This is a genomic window from Mesorhizobium sp. M2A.F.Ca.ET.042.01.1.1 (genome assembly GCF_003997405.1).
Lineage (GTDB): Bacteria > Pseudomonadota > Alphaproteobacteria > Rhizobiales > Rhizobiaceae > Mesorhizobium.
This window is the reverse complement of the sequence record NZ_RZRX01000045.1, coordinates 1-21,340: the sequence shown is the minus strand read 5'-3', so window position 1 is coordinate 21,340 and position 21,340 is coordinate 1. Positions and strand designations below refer to the sequence as shown.

At 58.9% G+C, this 21,340-nt stretch carries 10 protein-coding genes and 3 pseudogenes; 6 read left to right on the top strand and 7 right to left on the bottom strand.

The window, feature by feature from the left end; all coding sequences use genetic code 11:
• Positions 1-2: 2 nt before the first annotated feature.
• Positions 3-5,966, bottom strand: coding sequence for a DUF3320 domain-containing protein (locus EOA23_RS09575; protein WP_126057627.1), 5,964 nt, complete (start codon positions 5,964-5,966; stop codon positions 3-5).
• A 671-nt stretch (positions 5,967-6,637) separates the two neighbouring features.
• Between EOA23_RS09575 and EOA23_RS09570 the strand changes: the two genes are divergently transcribed.
• Complete coding sequence (locus EOA23_RS09570; protein WP_126063811.1) at positions 6,638-9,322, top strand: AAA family ATPase; 2,685 nt, start codon at positions 6,638-6,640, stop codon at positions 9,320-9,322.
• A gap of 21 nt (positions 9,323-9,343) precedes the next feature.
• On the opposite strand, the gene EOA23_RS09565 is transcribed toward EOA23_RS09570, so the two are convergent.
• Entirely contained in the window at positions 9,344-9,673 is a 330-nt protein-coding gene (locus tag EOA23_RS09565) for a hypothetical protein (protein ID WP_186815491.1), read from the bottom strand.
• A gap of 59 nt (positions 9,674-9,732) precedes the next feature.
• On the opposite strand from EOA23_RS09565, the gene EOA23_RS09560 reads away from it, so the two are divergent.
• Genes EOA23_RS09560 through EOA23_RS09550 form a run of 3 tightly spaced genes read left to right on the top strand, consistent with a single transcriptional unit; the run spans position 9,733 to position 14,311 of the window.
• Positions 9,733-11,190, top strand: coding sequence for a metallophosphoesterase (locus EOA23_RS09560; RefSeq protein WP_126057628.1), 1,458 nt, complete (start codon positions 9,733-9,735; stop codon positions 11,188-11,190).
• A 2-nt stretch (positions 11,191-11,192) separates the two neighbouring features.
• The gene (locus EOA23_RS09555) at positions 11,193-13,259 is read left to right on the top strand and encodes a hypothetical protein (RefSeq protein ID WP_126057629.1); all 2,067 of its coding nucleotides are present in this window, start codon (positions 11,193-11,195) and stop codon (positions 13,257-13,259) included.
• A complete protein-coding gene (locus EOA23_RS09550; protein WP_126057630.1) occupies positions 13,256-14,311 on the top strand; it encodes a hypothetical protein in 1,056 nt (351 codons plus the stop codon). The genes EOA23_RS09555 and EOA23_RS09550 overlap by 4 nt, the downstream gene beginning before the upstream one ends.
• Positions 14,312-14,917: 606 nt before the next feature.
• Here the strand turns inward: EOA23_RS09550 and EOA23_RS09545 are convergent.
• Both EOA23_RS09545 and EOA23_RS09540 read right to left on the bottom strand, forming a co-directional pair.
• Positions 14,918-15,976, bottom strand: coding sequence for a class I SAM-dependent methyltransferase (locus EOA23_RS09545; protein WP_024504268.1), 1,059 nt, complete (start codon positions 15,974-15,976; stop codon positions 14,918-14,920).
• A gap of 57 nt (positions 15,977-16,033) precedes the next feature.
• A pseudogene (locus tag EOA23_RS09540) lies at positions 16,034-16,254 on the bottom strand (insulinase family protein); the annotation flags it as partial.
• Between the two features lie 1,054 nt (positions 16,255-17,308).
• Between EOA23_RS09540 and EOA23_RS36400 the strand changes: the two are divergent.
• Complete coding sequence (locus EOA23_RS36400) at positions 17,309-17,674, top strand: extracellular solute-binding protein (RefSeq protein WP_245454714.1); 366 nt, start codon at positions 17,309-17,311, stop codon at positions 17,672-17,674.
• Between the two features lie 464 nt (positions 17,675-18,138).
• Here EOA23_RS36400 and EOA23_RS09530 read toward each other — a convergent pair whose 3' ends face one another.
• The 3 genes and pseudogenes from EOA23_RS09530 to EOA23_RS36395 all read right to left on the bottom strand — a co-directional run.
• Positions 18,139-19,593 carry a glutamate synthase subunit beta gene (locus tag EOA23_RS09530; RefSeq protein ID WP_024504270.1) on the bottom strand — a complete coding sequence of 485 codons (1,455 nt, stop codon included), beginning with the start codon at positions 19,591-19,593 and terminating at the stop codon, positions 18,139-18,141.
• A gap of 41 nt (positions 19,594-19,634) precedes the next feature.
• Positions 19,635-19,798, bottom strand: a pseudogene (locus EOA23_RS09525) (thioredoxin domain-containing protein); the annotation flags it as partial.
• Positions 19,799-20,073: 275 nt separating this feature from the next.
• Positions 20,074-20,259: pseudogene (locus tag EOA23_RS36395) on the bottom strand (pyridoxal-phosphate dependent enzyme); the annotation flags it as partial.
• Between EOA23_RS36395 and EOA23_RS09515 the strand changes: the two are divergent.
• Positions 20,174-21,127: a TauD/TfdA family dioxygenase gene (locus EOA23_RS09515; protein ID WP_024504271.1), complete on the top strand. Its 954-nt coding sequence runs from the start codon at positions 20,174-20,176 to the stop codon at positions 21,125-21,127. The pseudogene EOA23_RS36395 and the gene EOA23_RS09515 overlap by 86 nt on opposite strands.
• The last annotated feature ends 213 nt before the right edge of the window (positions 21,128-21,340 follow it).

Genomic DNA, 21,340 nt, shown 5'->3' with positions numbered 1-21,340 from the left:
GACTATGTCGATGCCAGGTTGCGCTGGGCGCGATCGATGGCTTCATCCAGCCGGGAGCGTGAAATCGCCGCAAGTCGCTCGACACCGAGCAGACGTGCAAGGTCGAGAGCGGGGTCGGACTGTTCCAGAATGTCCTCGTTCGCAACGACGACAGCGGCCAGCTCGGCGATTGGAATGTCGGCAATGGACCGGCGGGCATCGGCATCGAACGGCATGCGATAATCAAGCAGGTCGACCACCGTCCCTCTCTTCCATAGGAAGCTGCCGCTGGATTCTTCAGTTCTATCGAACTCGCGCAGATGCAGGTCGATCCGCTCCCGAATCTTGTTGCCCGTTCTGAGCCAGCCATGCGCCCGTGCGATGCGCTGCGCAAGGACGTCATCTCGCAGAGGTCCTTCCTGCTCGATCACCGCGTCGACCATGGACCGCAGCGTGCCTCGGTAGACGAAGTCATAAAACTGATCCGGGCTGGTGGAAAATCCGGTTAGATCAGTCAGGCGATAACGGCCGCCCGTCGGTACGGTATCATGCGTCGAATGCGCGGCCGCAGGCAAAATTCCTGCAGATGCCGATGGGCGCTCTCCCGTCGCGAGGGGAGCGGCGACAAGTTCTGGCTCTGATTTTATCGACGGATGTTCCGGTTCGCCGGCCGATGCTAGGTCTTCGGCTGGCAATGGGTCCATGGGGTCGACCTTATGTCCCATGTCCCAATGGATCGCGGCTTCACTTTCCTGTTGTTCAGCCTGTTTGCGACGGCTTTCCTCGAGCAGCGCGGCCAGGCTGGCATGAAGCCTCTCGGTGCAACCTTCGAGATCAAACCACCAATCGGTTGACCATACCCGGACAATGTTCCACCCGAGGCCGCGCAGGACCTGCTCGCGGACCTTGTCTCGATCTCGCGCCGTGGCAGAACTGTGATAGGTCGCGCCGTCGCATTCGACCCCAGCCAGATAGGCGCCGGCGAGATCGGGATGCCGGATCCCTATATCCACTCGAAAGCCCGAAATGCCGACTTGAGGAACGATGGTCCATCCGCGCTTCTCAAGCTCGGCAGCGACGGCCTCCTCGAAAGGGGATTCCAGGGCTCCGACCGATCCGCGTTCCTGCGCTGGCAATGCCACAGCGCCGCGTTCGGCAAAATCGAGAAAGGCTTTGAGATGCTGTACGCCGATCGCTTTGGTTCGGTTGGGGTCGATCTGGTCGGCGGCAAAACCTGAAAATACGATCAGTTCCTGCCGCGCACGCGTCACCGCGACATTCAGCCGGCGTTCGCCGCCGTCCCGATTCAGCGCGCCGAAATCCATGCTGCGCTTGCCGGCATTATCTTGCGAAAAGGTGATCGAAAACAGGATTATGTCACGCTCGTCCCCTTGGACATTTTCCAGATTCTTGACGATGGCGGGCTCAATACGCTCGTCGGCAAAGAACCATTCAAGCTCCGGCTCTGTCTGGCGTGCCTTGTCGAAAAGGTCGAGGATGAGCGACTGCTGTTGCGCGTTGAAAGTGATGACTCCGAGCGTGGGTCGGTCCTTTTCCGGTAGGGCCAGCCAACGCCGCATCCTGCTGACCGCCTCGTCGGTTACCGCTTGGGCTTCGATTCGATTGGTGCGGCTTTTGCCACGGTCATAGATGCCGGTCGTGATTTTTCGCAGCTGAACTGCCCGATCTTCCACCGTTGGCGAAGGGAATGTGATGAGCCGGTTCTGATAGTAGTGATGGTTGGAAAAGGCGATCAGCGACTCATTGCGGCTACGATAATGCCAGCGCAGGTCACGTACCGGGATGCCGGCCGCTTTGGCTTCGTCGAGAATGCTCTCAAGATCCTTTTCGTGTTCGACGACTTCCTCGTCCTCCTCGTTGCGGCCAAAGAAATTGGTGGGCGGCAACTGCTTGGGATCGCCTACGATTATGGTTTGATGGGCTCGCGCGATGGCACCGACGGCGTCCCAGGTGGTGATCTGCGATGCTTCGTCGAAAATCACCACGTCGAACAGGGCTTGGTCGGGCGGTAGATATTGAGCGATTGAAAGAGGGGACATCAGCATGCACGGCGCGAGCTTGGCAAAGCTCGTCGGCATCGCGCCAATCATCTCGCGGATTGACCGGCTGGGCCGCTGCAATTCCATCTGATGGCGCAACAGGCCCAACTCGGAATTGCGCGGGACGCCTTGCACAGCCGGCAAACCATGAGCGATGGCACTGATGACGCGAAGGCTTGCTTGAGCGCGGACAAGATCGTCGATTTCCCGGAAATCTTCGATGGCGTGCTCGTGCTGGAAGCGACGGAAATTCCGCAGCACCGGATCGGCATCCAGCGTGGCCGGCAGCCACCAGCGTACATAGGCCAGGCGGAACGCGGATTGAGCTTCAGCTGGTCGCACTAGACCCGCCTCGATATCGTCGACCAACGCTCCCAGATTGTGACTGACAGCCCTGCGACGAATGCCGCACCACGAAGTCCAGTCCCGGAGAAGATGACGGGCGTCGAGCAAGTCTCCCATCGCAGTCGTCAATTCGGTCAGCGGGTTATCATGTTCTGCCCAAGAAGGCGTCTTTCCAGCAGGGATCGCAAATTGGGTCTTGGCAGCCTCGAATGCTGCAGAAGCCGCAAGGAAGCGGGCTGCCCCATAGCGCATCGTGCTATCTGCTGCACCGCTTCGCAGGCTCGGGGCGGTTGCTTGCAGGAGCGCTTTGAAATCCTCCGTGCCGAGGCCGGGCAGGCGTAGCGTCTGTCGAAGCCTTTCGGCCATCGAGAGTATCTGATCGATACGGTGGGTGTCGGTATCAAGTGCGGCAAATCCGATCGGCTTCCCAGATAGGATGTTGGCTTCGACAGTGGCCCGGCGGTCCTGCATCAGGCGCAACAGCAGCAAGTCGTGCTGAGGATCGGCTACCCCCTCTGTGACATAGCCTTGAAGCAGCTTCTGGACTTTGCGTTTGCCCAACTGACTGTTTGGCCAGAATGCAGAAGCGGCCTGCTGCCATTGCTGCTCTATGTCCTCCACCCGTATGCGCGCAACGGCAGCCTCGTCATAGCGGGCCGACAGGTCCTTGCGAGACTTGCGATAGTCTCCGATTGCCTCATTGAGAGTGGCGAGGGCTCCCCGCAACTGGGCGAAATCTCGATCAAAGACAATGCTGACGTCATAGCCGGCACTGTCCTGGAGTGCCGCTGCTAGTTTTCGCAGCGCTTCGAGCTCCGCTTTTGACGCGTCGCCTTTGGCGCGCAGGCCGATGCTCACCAGGAAGGCGTCGAGTGCGGTCGCTAGAACCTCGGACGCATTCTTGAGGGTCTTTGCCCCTTCGAGCAAATTGTCCTGCCAGCCTGACGTCCACTCGGTGACATCTATAAGACGCAAGACCGACCGCATCTCCACCGACTGAAATGCGAGACCTGTTTCGGCGGCAATATGCTCCAGCGCCAGCCGGTTTGCCTCGTCATGGGAATCGCGCGATGGCCAGGACAATCTCGGAGCGTGCTGCCGCTTGTTCTTGAGAGCGATGCCGAGCGCCAGATAAGGCGTCAGACCATTGACATGGTGCCGATGCAGCGCTTCGACATAGGCATTCAGTTCGTCGCGACGGACGCGAAGCCGCTCGTTGATCGCAATCCACTCCGCTGCGTCCACGCGCACGCCGCTTTCCCAGCTGATCCTGAGCTGGGTGAGAAAGTTGCGTCGGTCCGCCTTGCTGGAATGGAGTTCGAGACAATGCGCGCCCAGGCCATGTTCGCGCAGGCGGCGATACACCACATCGAGCGCCGCCGTCTTCTCGGCCACAAACAGCACGGTTTTGCCAACTGAAAGACAGTTGGCAATCATGTTGGCAATGGTCTGGCTCTTGCCAGTGCCGGGAGGACCGATGATGACAAAATCGCGACCCTCAGCGGCGGCAAGACTTGCGGCGGTCTGTGAGGAGTCGGCCGGCAGCAGCAAAACCATGTCGGACGGGGCATAGTGCCGGTCGAGTTCGCGCTCGTCGCGGAATGATGCGCCATTGCCCTCGAAAGCTATCTCCGGCGTGTCGATCAGATGGCGCACGACACGGTTTTCGCGCAGCGCATCGGTACGCTCGACCAGATCCTTCCACATGAGAAACTTGGCGAAGGAAAAGGTCGACAGCGCCGTCTCGTCCACCACCTCCATGCCGGGGACGTCGCGCACTGCCTGGCGCATAAGACCGAGCAGCCTCGGCACATCAACGCCGCTTTCGTCCTCGGGCAGCTCACCGGAAAACTGTGGCAGTTTGAGCTCGAAGTCGCGTTCGAGAAACTGCAACAAGGTTGCGTTGAATCGCGGTTCATCTTCATGGAAGCGCAAGGTAAAATGCGATGTTGCGCTGCGGCGCTCGATTTTGACCGGTACGAGCAGCAATGGCGCGCGATAGCTGCGCTCGTCCTCGGCCTTCTTCTTCCAGCGCAGGAAGCCGACCGCCAGGAAGAGCGTATTCGCGCCGCCCTCGGCAAAATCGTTGCGCACTTGCCGGTAAAGATCGATCAGCCGGGATTCCAATTGACGCCCATCGAGCGTCGACGGGAGCTCGTCGCGCAGAAGCGCTTCCGCGGCAAAGCCACGCTGGAGGTCACGTCCGTGCACCTCGCGATAGAGGACAGCATCCCGCTCGCCCAGTGGATTCTGTTCGGGGAGCGAAATCAGCCGGATCGAAGCGCCTGCCATCAGACGGTCCTCGAGGTAGCCGACGTCAGTACAAAGAAACGGAATTGTCTTCTTGGAGTCCGGAAAATTGAGCAGGCGGTTCCGCAGTGTCAAATCGAGGAGCTTTTTCTGCCAGCGGTCGATCCGTCCGGCCGCTGTCGTCGGCTTTACCTCGACGATCTCGACCGGCAGGGCTACCACGGCCGGTGCGGCTGGCAACGGCAACGCGATTTCGGTTGCCGCCTCTGCATCCACGCTGCGGCGCGTCGGTTCGTGCGAAGCAAGCGGTGTGATGCCGCCGCTGCGCGAGCGGCGTATATCGATGGCTGCGACAAAGGTGGCTACCTGCGTTTCGTCGAGCCGCTGTTCGATTGCGTGTTGGGCAGCCTCCAACGTCATCGCCGGCCGATGCGTCACGCCTGTCGTCTCAAACACGATGAGTTCGCGCGATGCCAGCGCCTTGCGGACCTCCATGGCATCGGGTTCAATGGCGTTGGCGAGCGTCCTTTGTGTCATCCAGACGCCGACGGCCGCGTGTCCCTGAAACATCAAAACGACGGGATGCAAGCCCGTCGCCTCCAGGGCGGACGCGAATAACAGACTGGTATCGAGACAGGTTGCCAGCTTTTCTGCCGTAATAATTGAGGGACGTCGAATTTTTTGGCCGCGGCTTTCGAAGCTCGCAGGTGGCTCTGCATAATGCAGCGATAGGCCAGCAATGGCCGAATAAATTGCGGCCGCCAGCATGAATGCGCGTTGCGGATTGCCGCTTTGATAGCCATCGAGGCTGGAAGGATGACCATGCGCTGCGAGCAGCTCCGCTGCGGAACGCAGCAGTCCTGCGATCGCCGGGTCGTTCGGCATGACGAATGCGGCGAGCAATTGCGCCATATCGACGACGCCACCCCATTCGTCGCGGGCAAGCAGGCGCACCGCAACGCGCTGCTCGGCCAGCACTGCGCCTCCTGAGGTTAGGCGCAACGTTATCTCCCCGCGCTCAGCCTCGTTGAGACCGGCCAGATAGCCGGCGTCGAGATCGATTTTTCGATCGCTTAAGGGAAGCCGGTCGCCAGCAACGATCCGATCAATTGTCCAGCTTTTGGCGCGCAAAAAAGGGGGGTTCGATGTCAGCTCGAGAGTGCATTTTTCGAAACCCTGCTGGGTCGGGTTGTTGAGCGCGATAGACCGGATCACCGGAATAGCATTTTGGAAGGACGCATATGTAAAGCTGGCGGCGATGTCCGCCACGACTTCTATTACGGGCGCGGCTGATATACCGGCAGCATCGCCAGTCTCCGAACTCGTTTCCATACCCCATCCCCTATTTTCATTTACGATAGAACTTTGCCGCCAGAATTTGAAAGTAAATTCTCGGTATGGTCGCCGCTTATGTCCAGCAGCATAGATTTCTAAAAGTGTTACCGCCCAGATAACGGTCGAAATGGAGACAGGCGATAATCGGTCGTCACGATTGGAGGGGATCCAAAAGTCGCGGAAATCGGAGCGCCGGCGCACGCTGCTGAAACCCAAGACGGGCAGGACGTCATCCGCAAATGTGTGGCGGTCCGGGCGCCATGGACCAAGCGTTGCGCGCCTATCGCGAGCGCTGTCGTGGCGCCTATCGCGGACTCGGACCCAGCCCGACAGTGACGGCGAACCTCGATCGGCCTATCGGTGAGGCGGTCGAATTCCGCCCATAGACTATCGAAAGGCACGCACTTCCAGCTCTATCTCCTCGTACGCGTTGCCGGCTACCTAAATTCGTGCGCGCGGTCCAATGCCTTTGATTGCTGATGTCGTTGTGGAGACGTTTGATCGCTGAAGCATTTGTTTGCTGACCTAGCGGCGCGGGGGGAGGTCATTTATTGGGTACATCTCCAGCACTCTATGTGCGATCGCGAGGAAAATTTGTCCAGACAAGCGAATTCATCGAATCTGGACTAATCAATAAGTATAATGATGGTAAGATTCGGGGGGCAGGAATGGCCGAGGTTGGACTTTTGGAATGGGCGGATAAGCAGCCCGACTGGATTAGGGATGCCTTAAGAAGACACGCCGCGCGGCCGGGCTTCAACCTCGAGCAGGAGGATAAGGCCGGTGTAACAGCTCGGGTCCGCCACGTCGGTGGATTTACCGCTGATCTGCCCGAATGCTCTCCGCTCTCGGCGGAGCATTTGAGGGCCAACAGTTCGAACGAGCCGCGCGCGGTGCTTTGCTCACTCGGCCCCGTCAAGCATTTGAACCGCCTCGCCGAAGAGCAGCAACTGCGTTTCGCCACCGATGGCATCACCATTATCTACGGCGACAATGGAAGCGGAAAGAGCGGCTATTGCCGGATCGCGAAGAAGCTTTGCCGTAGTCTGACGGCGGATGATCTTCTTGGCAACGTGTTCGAGATCGGCACCAAACCGCCAGCCGAAGTGCTTGTCCGGTTTCTCGAAGAGGGTGCTACGGAACCGACCCCCATAACCTGGAAGGACGGAACGCTGCCCCCCGCGTCAATTGCACGGATCTCCGTTTTCGACTCCGCGAACGCTCGCCTCTACGTCGATAAGCAAAACCGTATCGGTTTTCTGCCCGCAGCCATCGCGCTTCTCGAAAGCCATGGACGTCACCGCACCGAGCTCGAAGCCGACTTCCGGGAAGAAATCAAAGCGATCGAAAAGAACCTAAAGACACCATTGCCGAGTGGGTACACAGCTGCCGGCGCGGTCGTAAAGCTGCTGGCTCGTCTCGAAATCAAGTCAAAGGACGTGATGCCTTCCGCAGCCGAAATCAAAAACCTCGCTGCCCTCTCAGAGCAGGACATGGCTGATCTCGCTGGCCTCGAACAGGCTCTGGCAAGCGACCCTTCAACGATGGCGACAAAGCGTCGGCGTGCCAAGGCGGCCTTGGAAAAACTGCTGACTGCATCTGAACAGATCGACGCGGCTCTCTCAGCGGCGGCCCTCGAGATTTATCGCAATCTATATGCAACAGCCGATTCTACAGCGCAGGCTGCACAACTTGCCGCCTCAGGAGCGTTCGCGACTATGCCGTTGAGCGGCGTTGGGCTTTCTCCCTGGCGGTATATGTTCGACCATGCACGAGCCTATTTAGCGAGCGTCACTGGCATCGATCATCAGCACTTGCCAGATCAGGAAGGCGATCGTTGCATGCTCTGCCAGGAGCCGATGACGGCGGACGCCGCGGGGCGGATCCAATCCTTCAATGACTTCGTAACGGGCGCCGCAAATAAGGCGGCGCAAGTCGCATCTATTGCCCATGAAGAGGCCCTGCGCCAAATCAAAGGACTCACCATTGCGACCGGGGAGGCGGTTGAGGCGGCTCTCGGAGAGTTTGGCGATCTGTCCGCCGCACGCAAGGCGATGGTGGCCCTGATCTCGGCATATTATGTCGAGGCAGGTAAAAGGCGTGATGCAATTGTCGTTGCGGCTGCGCTGTCCGAGTACGCTGCGTTCCCGCAACTTGCGGCGCCAGTTGCATCGAAACTCCGAACGGAGGCGGAGGCGCTAGAGGCCGAAGCGCTGACGGACGACAAGGCAGCGGCCGACGACGGGAACCGCGCTACCGATCGAGCTCGTCGCGATACACTCAAGGATCGGAAAAAACTGGGCGACGATCTCACCATCGTTCTCGCGCGCTTGGCGAATCTCGAAGAGCGGCGCAAGCTTCTCTCATGCTGCGATGCTGTCGAAACAGGCTCGGTGTCACGGCAGATGACGTCGCTTCGACGAAGCCTCGTCATGCAGGATCTCGAAAAGCGCGTCGTCGCCGAGATTGAGACTCTGGCGTTAACGCACATCCCGTTCGCAGTTAATGATCGTAGTCAAGATGGGCAGAGCTATTTCGAGGTCGGGCTCAACGCGGCAAAAGCGATCTCAAACAGCAAGGTCTTAAGCGAAGGAGAGCAGCGCGCGCTTGCCCTGGCCTGTTTCTTAGCCGAGGTCGGAGGAGACACATCGCGTCAAGGCATGATCATCGACGACCCCGTGTCATCTCTCGACCATGTTCGGATCAGGCGGGTCGCGGCAAGGCTCGTAAAAGAAGCGGCCACAGGACGTCAGATTATTATTTTCACCCATAATCTTCTGTTCTTCAACGAGGTGGTTGACGCAGCTGCGCAGGCCAATCCGCCGATTCCCCTTGTTCGAAACTACATCAACAAGTCCGAATCTGCCGGTTTTGGCTTGATTAGCGAAACTGACGAGCCGTGGATCGCACAGTCTGTCACGAAGCGCATCGAGACTCTCAAGACGCGCCTGAAGAGCTTCGACGGCGCCACTGATTTCACCACCGATGCTTGGCGAAGGTCAGCGAAGGATTTCTACAGCGATCTTCGGGAAACCTGGGAGAGGCTCGTTGAAGAAATCCTGCTCGGTAAAGTCGTCGAGCGATTTAACAGCGATGTCAAGACACAGAGCCTGAAGGGTGTGGTGGTCGAGGACGAAGACCACAAGCGAATCTATTGGGCCATGAAGCGAGTTTCGGAGCGTTCTGGACATGACATGGCGTCCGCCAAGGCCATTCCAGTTCCAACACCAAACGATATGAAGAGCGATCTTGATGGAATTGACCAATATCGTATCGACACCACCAAACGAAAAAAGGATGCCGAAAAGCGCCGGATTGAATTCGAACAGCCTCCCAAGGCGACTGTACTCTAGCCTAATGACTATTGTCGTGTATTACTGGCCCTCACTGGCTTCATCCTGCTGCGCATGCCGGTGTCCGCCTGCCGCGGGCGAAGCCGACGTGACGAGGAAGTATCGCGAGGGCGCCAAGCCATCAATGGCTGTGCGCTCGCTCTTCATCTTGGATTTCAGCGCCGAGAAGCCTGACCGCTGGTAGTGCTTCGCCTGCACAATGTCGCCGCCGGCAAGGGCATGTCGACCATCCATCGCGTCGTCCGGTCCCTCGGGAAAGGCCTCGAAACGCTTGTCGATCTCGCGACCTACGAGGTCGCGGGCCAAATCCTCAAACTCGTTATGGGACAAACTCGAGAAATCATAAGCCATGCGCCCAGATTGAGTGCCCATTTGGTGGGCAGACAAGCAACCGGGGGCACAATTGCGTCGTGCCTCTCCATTACCAACAAAAAGATAAACGCGCTTTCCAGGCGATGCGGTCGGATGATCGTTTCGCGCTTGGCAAAAGCGAACGGATTAGTCTATGGCTCTCGGCGGGGGGGCGAGTTATGCGACGGGTGCGAATCCTTCAAGTAGGCGATATTCACTATCCGGATTGGCATCCTTCCTCTAGCAACATCGATGCCAAGGATAGCAAGTTCGCTCCGAAAATAACGCAGAAGCTACGCGCGTCTTCGCTGCGTGCCGTCTTGACGAAGCTTCGGCGGCTGACGACTTCGAAGCCCTTGGATTCGATCGCCTTCATGGGGGATTTCACGAGCCGTGGCGACAAGACTTTCATTGCTTCGGCATTCCAGCATTTCACGTTGCTCTGCCGCGCACAGGGGCGCAGTTCAAAGGCGCTTCCGTTGATATTCGTACCGGGAAATCACGATGTGAACCGTGATGACGCGCGCGAACTTGGACCGACTGAGAAATTCAGCGAAATGGCGAGTTTAGCCGCCCGCTTGGGTTGGCAGACCGTTCCCGTGGACCAACCCGTGCACTTCAGACTTCCGACAGGATCCGCAGGCGCAAACTTCATCCTCGTCAACACAGCGATAGGCAGTTGGGAGCTTCAGAACCTTCCCGCGTTCCTTCGTGATCGTCTCGAGGCACTCGGTCCTTCTACAGAACCTGTAGATCTCGGCTCGCCGGACACCTCGGGACATTCGCCCGCGACACCTCCCAGCGATCCAGACAAGGAGGCGTCCGACGACGAGTATTACGGTCAGATGGACACGCCATACATCTCGCGTGAGATGCTTGCAGGCCTACAGGAATTGCTCCAGCAGCCCGACATGCGTTACGGCATCATGATCGGCCATCACAATCTGCTGCCACAAAAGACTCCGCGCATTACGCCATACGCGGAGATGCTCAACAGCGGATTTGTCAGAACTCAGCTGCTGCAGGGCAACAAGCCTATCGTCTACCTGCATGGACACATACATGCCGATCCGGTCGAGATCGTCAACGATCCAAGGTTTCCGGACGGCAAATTGATCTGCATCTCAGCACCAGAGATACAGTCAGGTTTCAATGAGCTCGTCTTCTTCACGACCGATCAGGGAGAGCTCGTCGGCATCCGACTTATACCCTACCGCACCAATGTCGCCGACGGGACGGTCATGGAAGGCGAACATTGCTTCATCTCGACTATGTCCAACGGCAAGGCCTTTCTGAACAACGACACGTTTGACCTGATGCGCCGACTGCGCGACCATGCCACCAGGCGCGGGAATGGGTTACTCTTCTGGGACGAGATCACTGAGATTGCCGCCTCCGCCGAGCTCGGGCTAGATTTGGAAGACTCTCTTCTGATGCTCCAAGCGGCGCGCTTCGTCGAGATAGACGGCCTCACGAAGGCAAACTCGGCTTGGCGCATTAAGGTAAGGGACGAATAGAGATGGAGAATCCGTTCGGCCCCAACAGGATCGAGTACGAAAGTCGCCCGATACTGTGGTTCAGTCAGAAGTCGGCCTTGATTTCTGCCGCCGCCAAGCCGGTCTTCGTCGCAGGGACGAGAGGCAGCGGCAAGACCAGTATTCTTCGCTCGCTTTCCACAGTTCATATCCTCGAAGACAAAAGTCTCGCGGACCAAGTCGGCAAGCTCGGCTGGTATGGCGTCTTCTTCCAGCTCAATGAGACATTTTCGCCCCTAATCGACAACGCGGTTCTGAACCTCATTCCGGAGCGGATACGCTTCGACACGGCCGCCGTGATCCCGCGGCAATTCGTAATCTTCTCTCACTATCTGGAGCTGAAGATAGTCGAACGCCTGCTCGAGAGCATCAGCCAGCTCAGACGCGACAGCCACTTGAAATACCGGGCCTCTGAAGATAGGGACGTCGCCTTGGCACTGCATCGCGAAGTGCTGCACTTCATACCCCAACCTGCCCGTCTCGACTTCTTCAGCATAGATGAGCTGCGGGGTGGGATAACCCGGTACGTCGACGAATGCTTCAACGCGTTCTTCTTTGCCGCCGATGAGGGAGCGACCGGCTTCAGAGCGACAGACCCTGGCGCGATCATTAACAAGGTCGCGACCGCGATCACCCCACTTTTAAATGGCCCATCTTTCGCCGGTGACAGGGCGCCCTTCTTCAAGATCCTGATTGACGACTGTGAGGCACTGACACCGCTCCAACAGCAGTTCCTGAACACCTTGGTGAGGAAGACGCGCGGCAATGTGAAATGGGTCCTCGCCTACATCGGCGGCCTTTACGACACGATCCGGACGATCATACCCGGCCAGTCGCTCTCGAATGCTGACCGGGACGTCGAGAATCTTGATTCAGTCGATCCGAGGGAGTTCGCCACGCTGTGCGAGAACGTGTCGTCGCTTCGGCTCTACTATGCGCTTCCTGACCATCTGCGGAGTGATCTCAAGCGCAACGATGCGCTCAGCGCGTTTTCGCTCAAAAACCGGCTGGGGCGGCTTTCCGTCAATGACATCATCGAGCGGGTTATCATATCGGGTCATTCCGAGGGCAGAGAAGAGCTTGTGGCACTCGCTGATGCAGCACGTGAATTCCTCTCCGTGAATTTGAGGACGGCGGATCAGCAGCAATTCCTTCTTGATCGAAAAGCGCGCCCTTATGCCGAAGGGCTGGCGCTCGCGCTCATGAACCCGGAAATCAAGCGCCGGCCCATGAGCAAGGCGGATGCTTCAAATCTGAAGAGGTCGATCGCCCGGAAACAGGGATGGGCTTTTCTGAAAGCGTGCCAGATGCTGCGTCTGCATGACTACCCGTACGTAGGGCACCAGATCATCACATCATTGAGCGACGTCTGTATACGCGATTTCCTTGATATAATGGGAGAGATCTTCCGCCGCAGTGTTCCGAGTTCCAGTGATCCACGAAAACTGGTGGAATTCATCAACTCGGATTTACAGATTCATCTCGAACAGCAGAGACAGGCTGTGAACGCCGCCTCTCAACGGAAGCTTGATGGACTTCAGGCGCTTTCACATCCGTACGAAGAAGAGAGCGTGCGCATGGTGCGGGCGTTGGGTTACCTGACCGCTCGCCTCCAGACAGAGTTTGCCGAAGAAAATGCTCTAGGAACGACAGAGAGAGGCATTTTCAGGGTTGATCTAAAGGAAATGCGCTCGCTGGTGAACCGACTGGAGCAACCCAGCGGAAAACTGGACGAGGTCCTGCGTCGGGCGGAAAGGGATGGGTTTATCCGGGAGGTCTCCGCCGCCGGCAACTTTGAGGTGGACCGCGCCGACCCCGCATCGAAGGAGATGCTGATCAGATTGCATCGGCGATTTGCACCTTACTTCGGGTTCTCCTATCGCGGCCCGTACGAAATCAACACAATCCCTGCGGCGCAGATGGTCGACCTGCTTTTTACCAGGCATCGGCTCCCAGAAGACTGGGCCGACTCGGTGTTTAAGGAGCTCGTCGCGCGGCCCGCACTCAAGACCGAATTCCAGCACTCGCTTTTCGAGAGCGATCTCGAATGACCGCTTCAACTGTCGAGTATCGAGTCTTCGGCCATCTGGCCGTCACTGAGAAGGCGAGAGATGCAGGTACCTGCGAAACGATGGAGGCAGATATCGCGATCGTCGCGCTTGGATGGGAAACGCGTTTCGCCGCGTTCGAAAACCATCTTGACCTGAAGGTCGGCAAAATCGTGGTTCTGGACTTTGCTCTGAAGGAAGCGAACGTCCCAGCCGTCGAAGAAAACCGGCGAAAGCTCATCGCTATGGGTACCCGATGGGGCGTCGAAGTGACTGCGATCACCCTCGAGCCTTCCATCGAGTATCAGAAGAACATCAATCTCCTCGATCACCTGCTCACTCAGATGGCCGCTTCATGTGGCTCATACGAAGGAAGCCTGCGGAAGGTTTTCGTCGAGTGCTCGACGATGCCGCGAATCTACATCCAATGGCTGATTGCGGTGGCATTCAAGAAAATGTCGATTCAGTCTCTCGAATTCGGGTACGCCGAAGGTATCTACGGGAACGCGATCGGCAAAGAGGATTTTTCCAGCGGCTTGGACCGATACGTCACCGTCCCTCATCTTCAAGGCAGCGGAGGAATGGGCGAAGAGAAAGTCCTGCTCGTGGGGATCGGAGGAGATGCCGACGTATTCTACGGATTGATCGATATCGTCAGTCCGGAACGGATCTCGCTCCTCGTCCCAAGAAGCGAGAAGAATGCGCATATCGATGCTTTGCTCGATCAACAGGTGGCCAAGGTACGTGAAACCCACCGGCTCGAAGATGGCGAAGTTCGCGACATCCAGGCTTTCGGGCTGATGGCCCACCTCGATGCTTTCGAGACGTATCTCGACGGGTTCGGCTCGCGTGCGGTGGTGAACGTTTTTGTCAGCGGCCCGAAGGTTCAGGCCATCGCTGCTGCCGTGCTCGCCTGCTCCGACAGCCGCGTCCATCTCAAGGCACGAATTCCCACCTCCTATGCCCATCGTGAAGTCTCAGCGAATGGGCGGTATCATATCTATAGGCTGATTGACCTGACATCCCCTGCCTGCAGCCTTCCCGGGACGTTCTGACACGATCTTGCATTCGAGTAGCATCATGGTCCCAGTAGCCGTTCCGCCAAGCCTTCAGCGCATGTTCGTGTCGCCCGATCCGGTCGATGGGGGACTAATTCCCACTTAGAAGCTGCTCTACATCAGATCAGGGGAAATGCAGACTGGCAGAATTCCATAATTAGCGACTCAAAACATATACTCAGGCGAGACTGTTTAGCATAGAAATAGTGAGCGCTCTCCAATATGTTAGGCTCTGTCGCAGTAGCGCAACAAGCTCAGTCTTTGGATGGGTGGTATGAGGATGAGACGACTGAATGTGTACAGGCTCAGTCATTTTATCGAGGCTCTCGTTTTTGTCGTAAGCGCGTTCGGTGCGACGTGGCTTACCAGCTTTGTGAACGCGCCATGGTGGGCATATGTGATTATAGCGGCCATCACTATGGGCATGTTCGTAGCCGTGCGTCGGGTCCTTTCTGAGCCGCAACGTATGGGACTCTTGGCACACAACTCGGCAGCGACCTCTGCGTGAACCCAGGCGCCTTGAAAATGTCCCCGATGCGTCCGGATTTTTGGCGGTGATCTTCAATCAAATGCGATGAGCTGCAATTTCTGGCGACGGCCACGCTAAGGGCGGGCCTCCAGCACCATGTTGAACGGTGTCTCCGCGGCGCGACGCAATCGCTTGAAGCCGCCGCCGGTCACAACCTTGCGCAGCCTCGCCTCACCGGCCTGGGCTCCAAGCGCGAGCCCGACTTCCTGCGACACGGATGCGGGCGTGCACACGAAAGTGGAAGCGGCATAGTAAACGCGGCCGACGGGATTGAGGTTCGCCGCCAGATGATCATGCGCGAACGGCTCGACGATCATCCACGTGCCGTCCGGCTTGAGCGATCCGTGGACATGGGTGGCGGCGCCCGTCGGGTCGCCCATGTCGTGAAGGCAATCGAAGAATGTGACGAGGTCATACGTTCCGGGATAGCTCTTGGCGGCCGCCACGTCGAACCGCGTGTTAACGCCGACGCCGGCTACCTCGGCCGCCTTGCGGGCGCGCTCAATCGAGGGGGCATGATAGTCGAAGCCGACGAAGCGCGAATTGGGGAAGGCCTGTGCCATGAGCACGGTCGATGCACCATGACCGCATCCAACATCCGCGACGTCCACGCCGCGTTCGAGCTTCTCGACGACGCCCTCCAAGGCCGGCAGCCAGGAGTCGATCAGATTGGCATTGTAGCCTGGACGGAAGAACCGTTCCGTACCGCGAAACAGACACGCGCTATGATCGTGCCACCCGACGCCCTTGCCGGACTGGAATGCCTGCCTCACCTTTTCTTCATCGAGCCACAGCGCGGACAGGAACTCGAATGCGCCTGCCATGAAGGCCGGGCTGTCTTCATCAGCGAACACCAGCTCTTGCTCGGCGTTGAGATAGAATTTGTCGCTCGCTTCATCGTAGTCGACGTAACCCGCCGCCGCCTGCCCGGAAAGCCATTCCCTTACGAGGCGTTCCTGGGTGCCGGTGCGTGTCGAAAGTTCGGCGGCCGTCATCTTGCCGCCTTCGCGCAATGCCTTAAACAGGCCGAGTCTGTCCCCCAGCAGGACTCCCGCGCCCGTTGCGATCGCACCGAGATCGCCGACCATTTTCCCCAAGAATGCGTCCAACTTTTCCTGATTCGCTTCAGACATCTGAATCTCCCTTTGGGTTCAATCTCTCCAGGCGACGGAGCCGTGCTCGTCATGAGGCGCCTTGAGCATCAGATGCTCGAAGACATGCAGATATCCCCGGCGGCTCATCCGCGCTGCCGATCCTGCACCAGACCATATCGGTGACGAGCGGCGCGGTGGTCGGGAATGACAGCCACCTCCATGCCGTTGAAAAGCAGGAAATCCGTCACTTTGCCCTCGTCGGTAACCGGCGGAGCCGGAGTGGTCGTCACCAGGGCAAGCCCTGTTGCAGCAGGTATCCTTGGGCAGCCTGTCAGAACATCGATGACTCCGGTTGTGGTGCCGGGGCGGGCGATCAGGGGCCAAGTGATTGTTCCGCGGCGGCTGTATGTTGTGGTAAGGTGATCATGCGAACTCTTGTTGGTCGGTCACGTGTTTTGCGGATGACCCGCATGTACTGTGCCAAATGAGAAAACCATTCAAACGCAATCCAGTAGATCTGACTGTATCCGACATTGTCGGAATTTGGACATCGCCGAACGCGAAGCGCTCGGGGCTTGTGACGATACTTGAGCGTGCTGCTTCGGAGGAGGGATGCGCCTCGAACCGGCCGCGAGGCCTTTTTCTGGCAACGGATATTCCGGCCGGGTTAGGCCGCGAGGAAAGCGACGGTGAATAAGAGGTAGAGGACCAACCGTTTTGAGCGGGTAGTTGCCGTGTTGCGCCCCCAGGCAAAGGCCAGCACCACGGAGCAGTATTTCTGGTGGCGATACTACATCGCCTTTAAGTGCCGGTTACCCGTTTTTACCCAGTTGGCCTGGTGCATTCAGAGCGAGGTCGTTGGAAACCGCTTATTGTGGCTATGAGCAAACTCGGGATGGAGGAGTGGACCCAAAAATTGGCAAAATGCCCCAGGGAGGATTACATGGGTCGCTCATTCCCCGTACTCGTTACAGGTGCGCGTCGCTACGCAAACAGCTTGCTTTTGACTTGGCGTTTCTTGCCGTTTCGGCATCGCTCACTAATTCGGCCGCTGCCGACACCGTGAACTGGCGTCAATTCGAAGGGACCAGCATAACTTGGGCCTACGACATCCACCCCTATGCGGATGCTCTCGCTGCGCAACTTTCCGGAGTTCGAGAAGCTGACCCGGCATCAAGGTCACGCCGGAACTCTACCCAGACGATTCTTACTGGAACAAGATGACGATCCAACTGACGACGAAGTCGCCAGCATGGGATGTGTTCGGCACTGGCATTCAGCCCGCGTAGGACCTCGCTCCGAGTGGCGCCTGCTGGACAAATACCTGAGTGATCCGAAGCTTACCGATGCTGGATACGACTACATTCGGACATGATCAAGAAGTGCGCGGCTCCTTCCTTCGCCAATGATAACTGGAACCAGGTCGTGGACGGCATCTCGTCCGGCCGCACCGCGATGACGATCGACTCAAAAATGTTCGGCTTCTGGAACGATGTTGCGGGGAAGCCGGCATCCGGCAAGATCGCCTTCGCTCCGCCGCTGCACGCACCGAGCGCCACGAGCTTGGATTCTGACATCTGGATCTGGGCTCTCGCCATGAACGCGGCTTCCGAAAAGAAGGGCACGGCCTGGCTGTTCATCCCGTGGGCCACCTCCAAGCAGGTGGCGCTCAAGGGTGCCCTTGCTGGCCAGCTCGTCAATCCGCCGCGCACGTCGACCTGGCAGGACGATACCTAGACTAAGTACGCTTCGCAGCCCGAGTTCAACAACTTCGTTGACAGCTTCAAAAAGATACAGGATCAAGCCGCGCTGGCTTTCACACCGCGTGTCGGCTTCGGCGAAGCCATGAACGCATGGGCCGTGGCGATGCAGAAGATGGCAAACGGCGATGACGTCGAGACGACGTTGAGGGCGCTTGCCGAAGAAATCCGCACTGGCCTCTGATCAAAAGGAACAGGGCAGTACTATTGCACTGCCCTGTTCCCGCCAACGGCGGAGATCACGCCGTGTCACCCCAAGCACTTAAACCCAGCGCTGCTTCGCCCGGCCGCGCCGACGATTTTTCTTGGCCGCCAAGGCGGCAGCCTGCGGCCGGGGCCACAACCGAAACGACCACGGCGATCAGTCCGTAAGCTGCCCGGGGCAGCGGAAGGGCGGAAAGCGCCTTCAGGTGGCCGCACAAGTAGGGTCTCGAGACGGACTCAGCGCGGCAGCACGCTCGATCCCATCAGCGCCTCATCGATGGCGCGCGCCGCCTGGCGGCCCTCGCGGATCGCCCAGACGACCAGCGACTGGCCGCGCCGCACGTCGCCCGCCGCATAGAGCTTTTCGACGCTGGTCCTGTAGTCCCGGTCATTGGCCTCGACATTCTTCGAGCGGCGGCTGTCAATGGCGATCTTCATCTGGCCGGCCAGTTCCGACACCGGCCCGCGAGCGGCTGGCCCGGCAAAGCCGATGGCGATGAACGCGAGATCGGCACGAATGACGAATTCGCTGCCGGCGATCGGCTTGCGCTTTTCGTCGACCTCGCAGCATTTGACCCCGGTCAGCTGGCCGTCTTCGCCGATGAACTCGAGCGTCGCCACCTGAAACTCGCGCTCGGCGCCTTCGGCCTGCGAGGACGAGGTGCGCATCTTGGTCGCCCAGTAGGGCCAGACCGAAAGCTTGTCTTCCTTTTCCGGCGGCTGCGGACGGATGTCGAGCTGGGTGACGCGGACCGCGCCCTGGCGGAAGGCGGTGCCGACGCAGTCGGACGCGGTATCGCCGCCGCCGACGACGACCACATGCTGGCCGCCGGCGAGGATCGGATGCGACGGCCACGCCACCGACTGGATCGGTTCGCCGCCGACACGCCTGTTCTGCTGCACCAGATAGGGCATCGCGTCATGCACGCCGCCGAGATCGTCGCCGGGAATGCCGGCCGCGCGCGGCGTTTCGGAACCGCCGCAATAAAGCACCGCGTCATGTTCGGCGAGCAGCTCGGCAACCGGCTTGTCGACGCCGACATTGACGCCGCAATGGAAGGTGACGCCCTCGCCCTGCATCTGCTCGATGCGCCGGTCGATATAGTGCTTCTCGATCTTGAAGTCGGGAATGCCGTAACGCATCAGCCCGCCGGGCCGGCTCTCGCGCTCATAGACATGGACGTCGTGGCCGGCGCGGCCGAGCTGCTGGGCAGCCGACATGCCGGCCGGGCCGGAGCCGATGACGGCGACGCGCTTGCCGGTCTTCTTCTCCGGCGGATAGGGCCTGATATGGCCGGTCTCGTAAGCCTTGTCGGCGATCGCCTGCTCGACCGTCTTGATGGCGACGGGAATGTCCTCGAGGTTCAGCGTGCAGGCTTCCTCGCAAGGTGCGGGGCAGATGCGGCCGGTGAATTCCGGGAAATTGTTGGTCGAATGCAGGTTGCGGATCGCATTGTCCCAGTCGCCATTGTAGACGAGGTCGTTCCAGTCCGGGATCTGGTTGTGGATGGGACAGCCCGTTGGCCCGTGGCAGAACGGAATGCCGCAATCCATGCAGCGCGCGGCCTGTTTCTCGACCTCCTTGTCCGACATCGGCAGCGTGAATTCACGGAAATGCCGGATGCGGTCGGAGGCCGGCTGGTACTTGTGCACCTGCCGGTCGATTTCGAGAAAGCCTGTTACCTTGCCCATAGTCCAGCTCCTGCTGTCCAGATGGCGCGCCTGGCGACGCCCTGCAGCTGGATCAGATGGGGCATCCCGTCCACACATGGGCCGCACCAAGTTGCCCAAAATTCGACTATGTACACTTGCCGGGCTCAAAGCTCGTGAGGGGCTCGCCATGCAGCCAGTTCTCGACTCTAATCGAAGGAGCCGGGGACTCCATCTGCAATACCACGTTGCGGTCCAAAGCTATTTCCAAAGGTTTCTGCACGAGCTGGTTTCCTCTCAGAGACGGCACACGGGTTCAGGGAGGAGCGCATCGCTCGTCTTGCCCCATTAAGTGCAGTCACAGTCACTCAGTCTCAAAAGCCATGCCAACGCGCTCAGCGCGCAGTTAGCGCCCATTGCTTCGAAAAACCTCGTCAGTGCCCAGATGTTGGTTGTAATGAACCTGACATTTGTCTGACGCTGTCAGCTTTTGGACACGCGATCACGCGCTTCGTGCCGCCAGGCCAGGCCGAGCCCTGTGTTGCCAGCGGTCGCTTCGATGATTGTACCGCCCGGCGCGAGCTGGCCACGCTGTTCGGCATTAACGATCATCGACAACGCAATGCGATCCTTGATCGATCCGCCGGGATTTTGGCTTTCGAGCTTGACGAAGAGAATTCCTGACTCCGACGTTGTACCGCTGACCAGCCGTGTTGGAGCTGAAATCAGAGGAGTTCGCCTTGGTGGAGACCTTTCGGACGCAGCGATAGCAGCCATCAACCAGCTTCTTCTAAAACACAAGGTGATCTTCTTCCGCGGCCAGGAGCATCTCGACGATGCGGAGCAGGAATTGTTCGCGCGGCGTCTGGGTAACCTTGTACCTCATCCCACGCAGGGGCCGGCAGCCGGCACGGCCTCAATCCTCAATCTCGATTCCGGCCGTGGCGGTGGCAGGGCAGACCAGTGGCATACCGATGTGACTTTCGTCGATGCCTATCCGAAATTCTCGGTCCTACGTGGCGTCGTCATTCCGGCGGCGGGGGGCGACACGATCTGGTCCAACACGCACGCCGCGTACGAGAATCTGCCGGCGCCGCTCAAAATATTGGCGGACAATCTGTGGGCTATTCATAGCAATGCCTACGACTACGCAGCCGTGCGCCCGCGCGCCACAGCCGAAGAGAAGAAGCACTTCGAGGAAGTTTTCACATCGACGATCTACGAGACCGAGCATCCGGTCGTGCGCGTCCATCCGGAAACCGGGGAGAAGTCGCTGCTGCTCGGCAATTTCGTGCAGCGCCTCGTCGGCCTTTCCAAGAGCGATTCCGCCAAACTCTACGAGGTGTTCCAGTCCTACGTCACTGCCCCGGAAAATACCGTGCGGTGGCGCTGGCAAGTAGGCGACGTCGCTATCTGGGACAACCGTGCTAACCAGCATTATGCGGTCAACGACTATGGCGACCAGCACCGGGTTGTGCGTCGCGCTACGGTTGACGGTGACGTTCCGATCGGCGTCGACGGTCGCCGCAGTATAACCCATGTCAAGGCAGCCAAGCCGGCGGCGAAGGCAGCCTGACCGTCTGAACAGGGTAAAGATGAAAACTTCGTATCGCCGCGGCCATATCGCGCTGCTTAACCGCCCCACAAAGCCTTATGATTTCCGAGAAGCAAGGCGAGTTGCGGGCTCGAGGCTTGGCCCGAAATCGAGGTCCTGCAGCGTGGCGCATGGCTCGAGTCGCTGCTCGTGGCCCCGCTGCAGCGGTACAGGTCCCCCACCGCCCCACCATCT

What these genes read in the sequence shown, in the direction of transcription:
- EOA23_RS09550 (WP_126057630.1), top strand. Translation starts at nt 13,256, where the DNA reads ATGACCGCTTCAACTGTCGAGTATCGAGTCTTCGGCCATCTGGCCGTC.
- EOA23_RS36400 (WP_245454714.1), top strand. Translation starts at nt 17,309, where the DNA reads ATGATCAAGAAGTGCGCGGCTCCTTCCTTCGCCAATGATAACTGGAAC.
- EOA23_RS09545 (WP_024504268.1), bottom strand. Translation starts at nt 15,976, where the DNA reads ATGTCTGAAGCGAATCAGGAAAAGTTGGACGCATTCTTGGGGAAAATG.
- EOA23_RS09575 (WP_126057627.1), bottom strand. Translation starts at nt 5,966, where the DNA reads ATGGAAACGAGTTCGGAGACTGGCGATGCTGCCGGTATATCAGCCGCG.
- EOA23_RS09530 (WP_024504270.1), bottom strand. Translation starts at nt 19,593, where the DNA reads ATGGGCAAGGTAACAGGCTTTCTCGAAATCGACCGGCAGGTGCACAAG.
- EOA23_RS09565 (WP_186815491.1), bottom strand. Translation starts at nt 9,673, where the DNA reads ATGGCTTATGATTTCTCGAGTTTGTCCCATAACGAGTTTGAGGATTTG.
- EOA23_RS09570 (WP_126063811.1), top strand. Translation starts at nt 6,638, where the DNA reads ATGGCCGAGGTTGGACTTTTGGAATGGGCGGATAAGCAGCCCGACTGG.
- EOA23_RS09515 (WP_024504271.1), top strand. Translation starts at nt 20,174, where the DNA reads ATGCGATCCTTGATCGATCCGCCGGGATTTTGGCTTTCGAGCTTGACG.
- EOA23_RS09555 (WP_126057629.1), top strand. Translation starts at nt 11,193, where the DNA reads ATGGAGAATCCGTTCGGCCCCAACAGGATCGAGTACGAAAGTCGCCCG.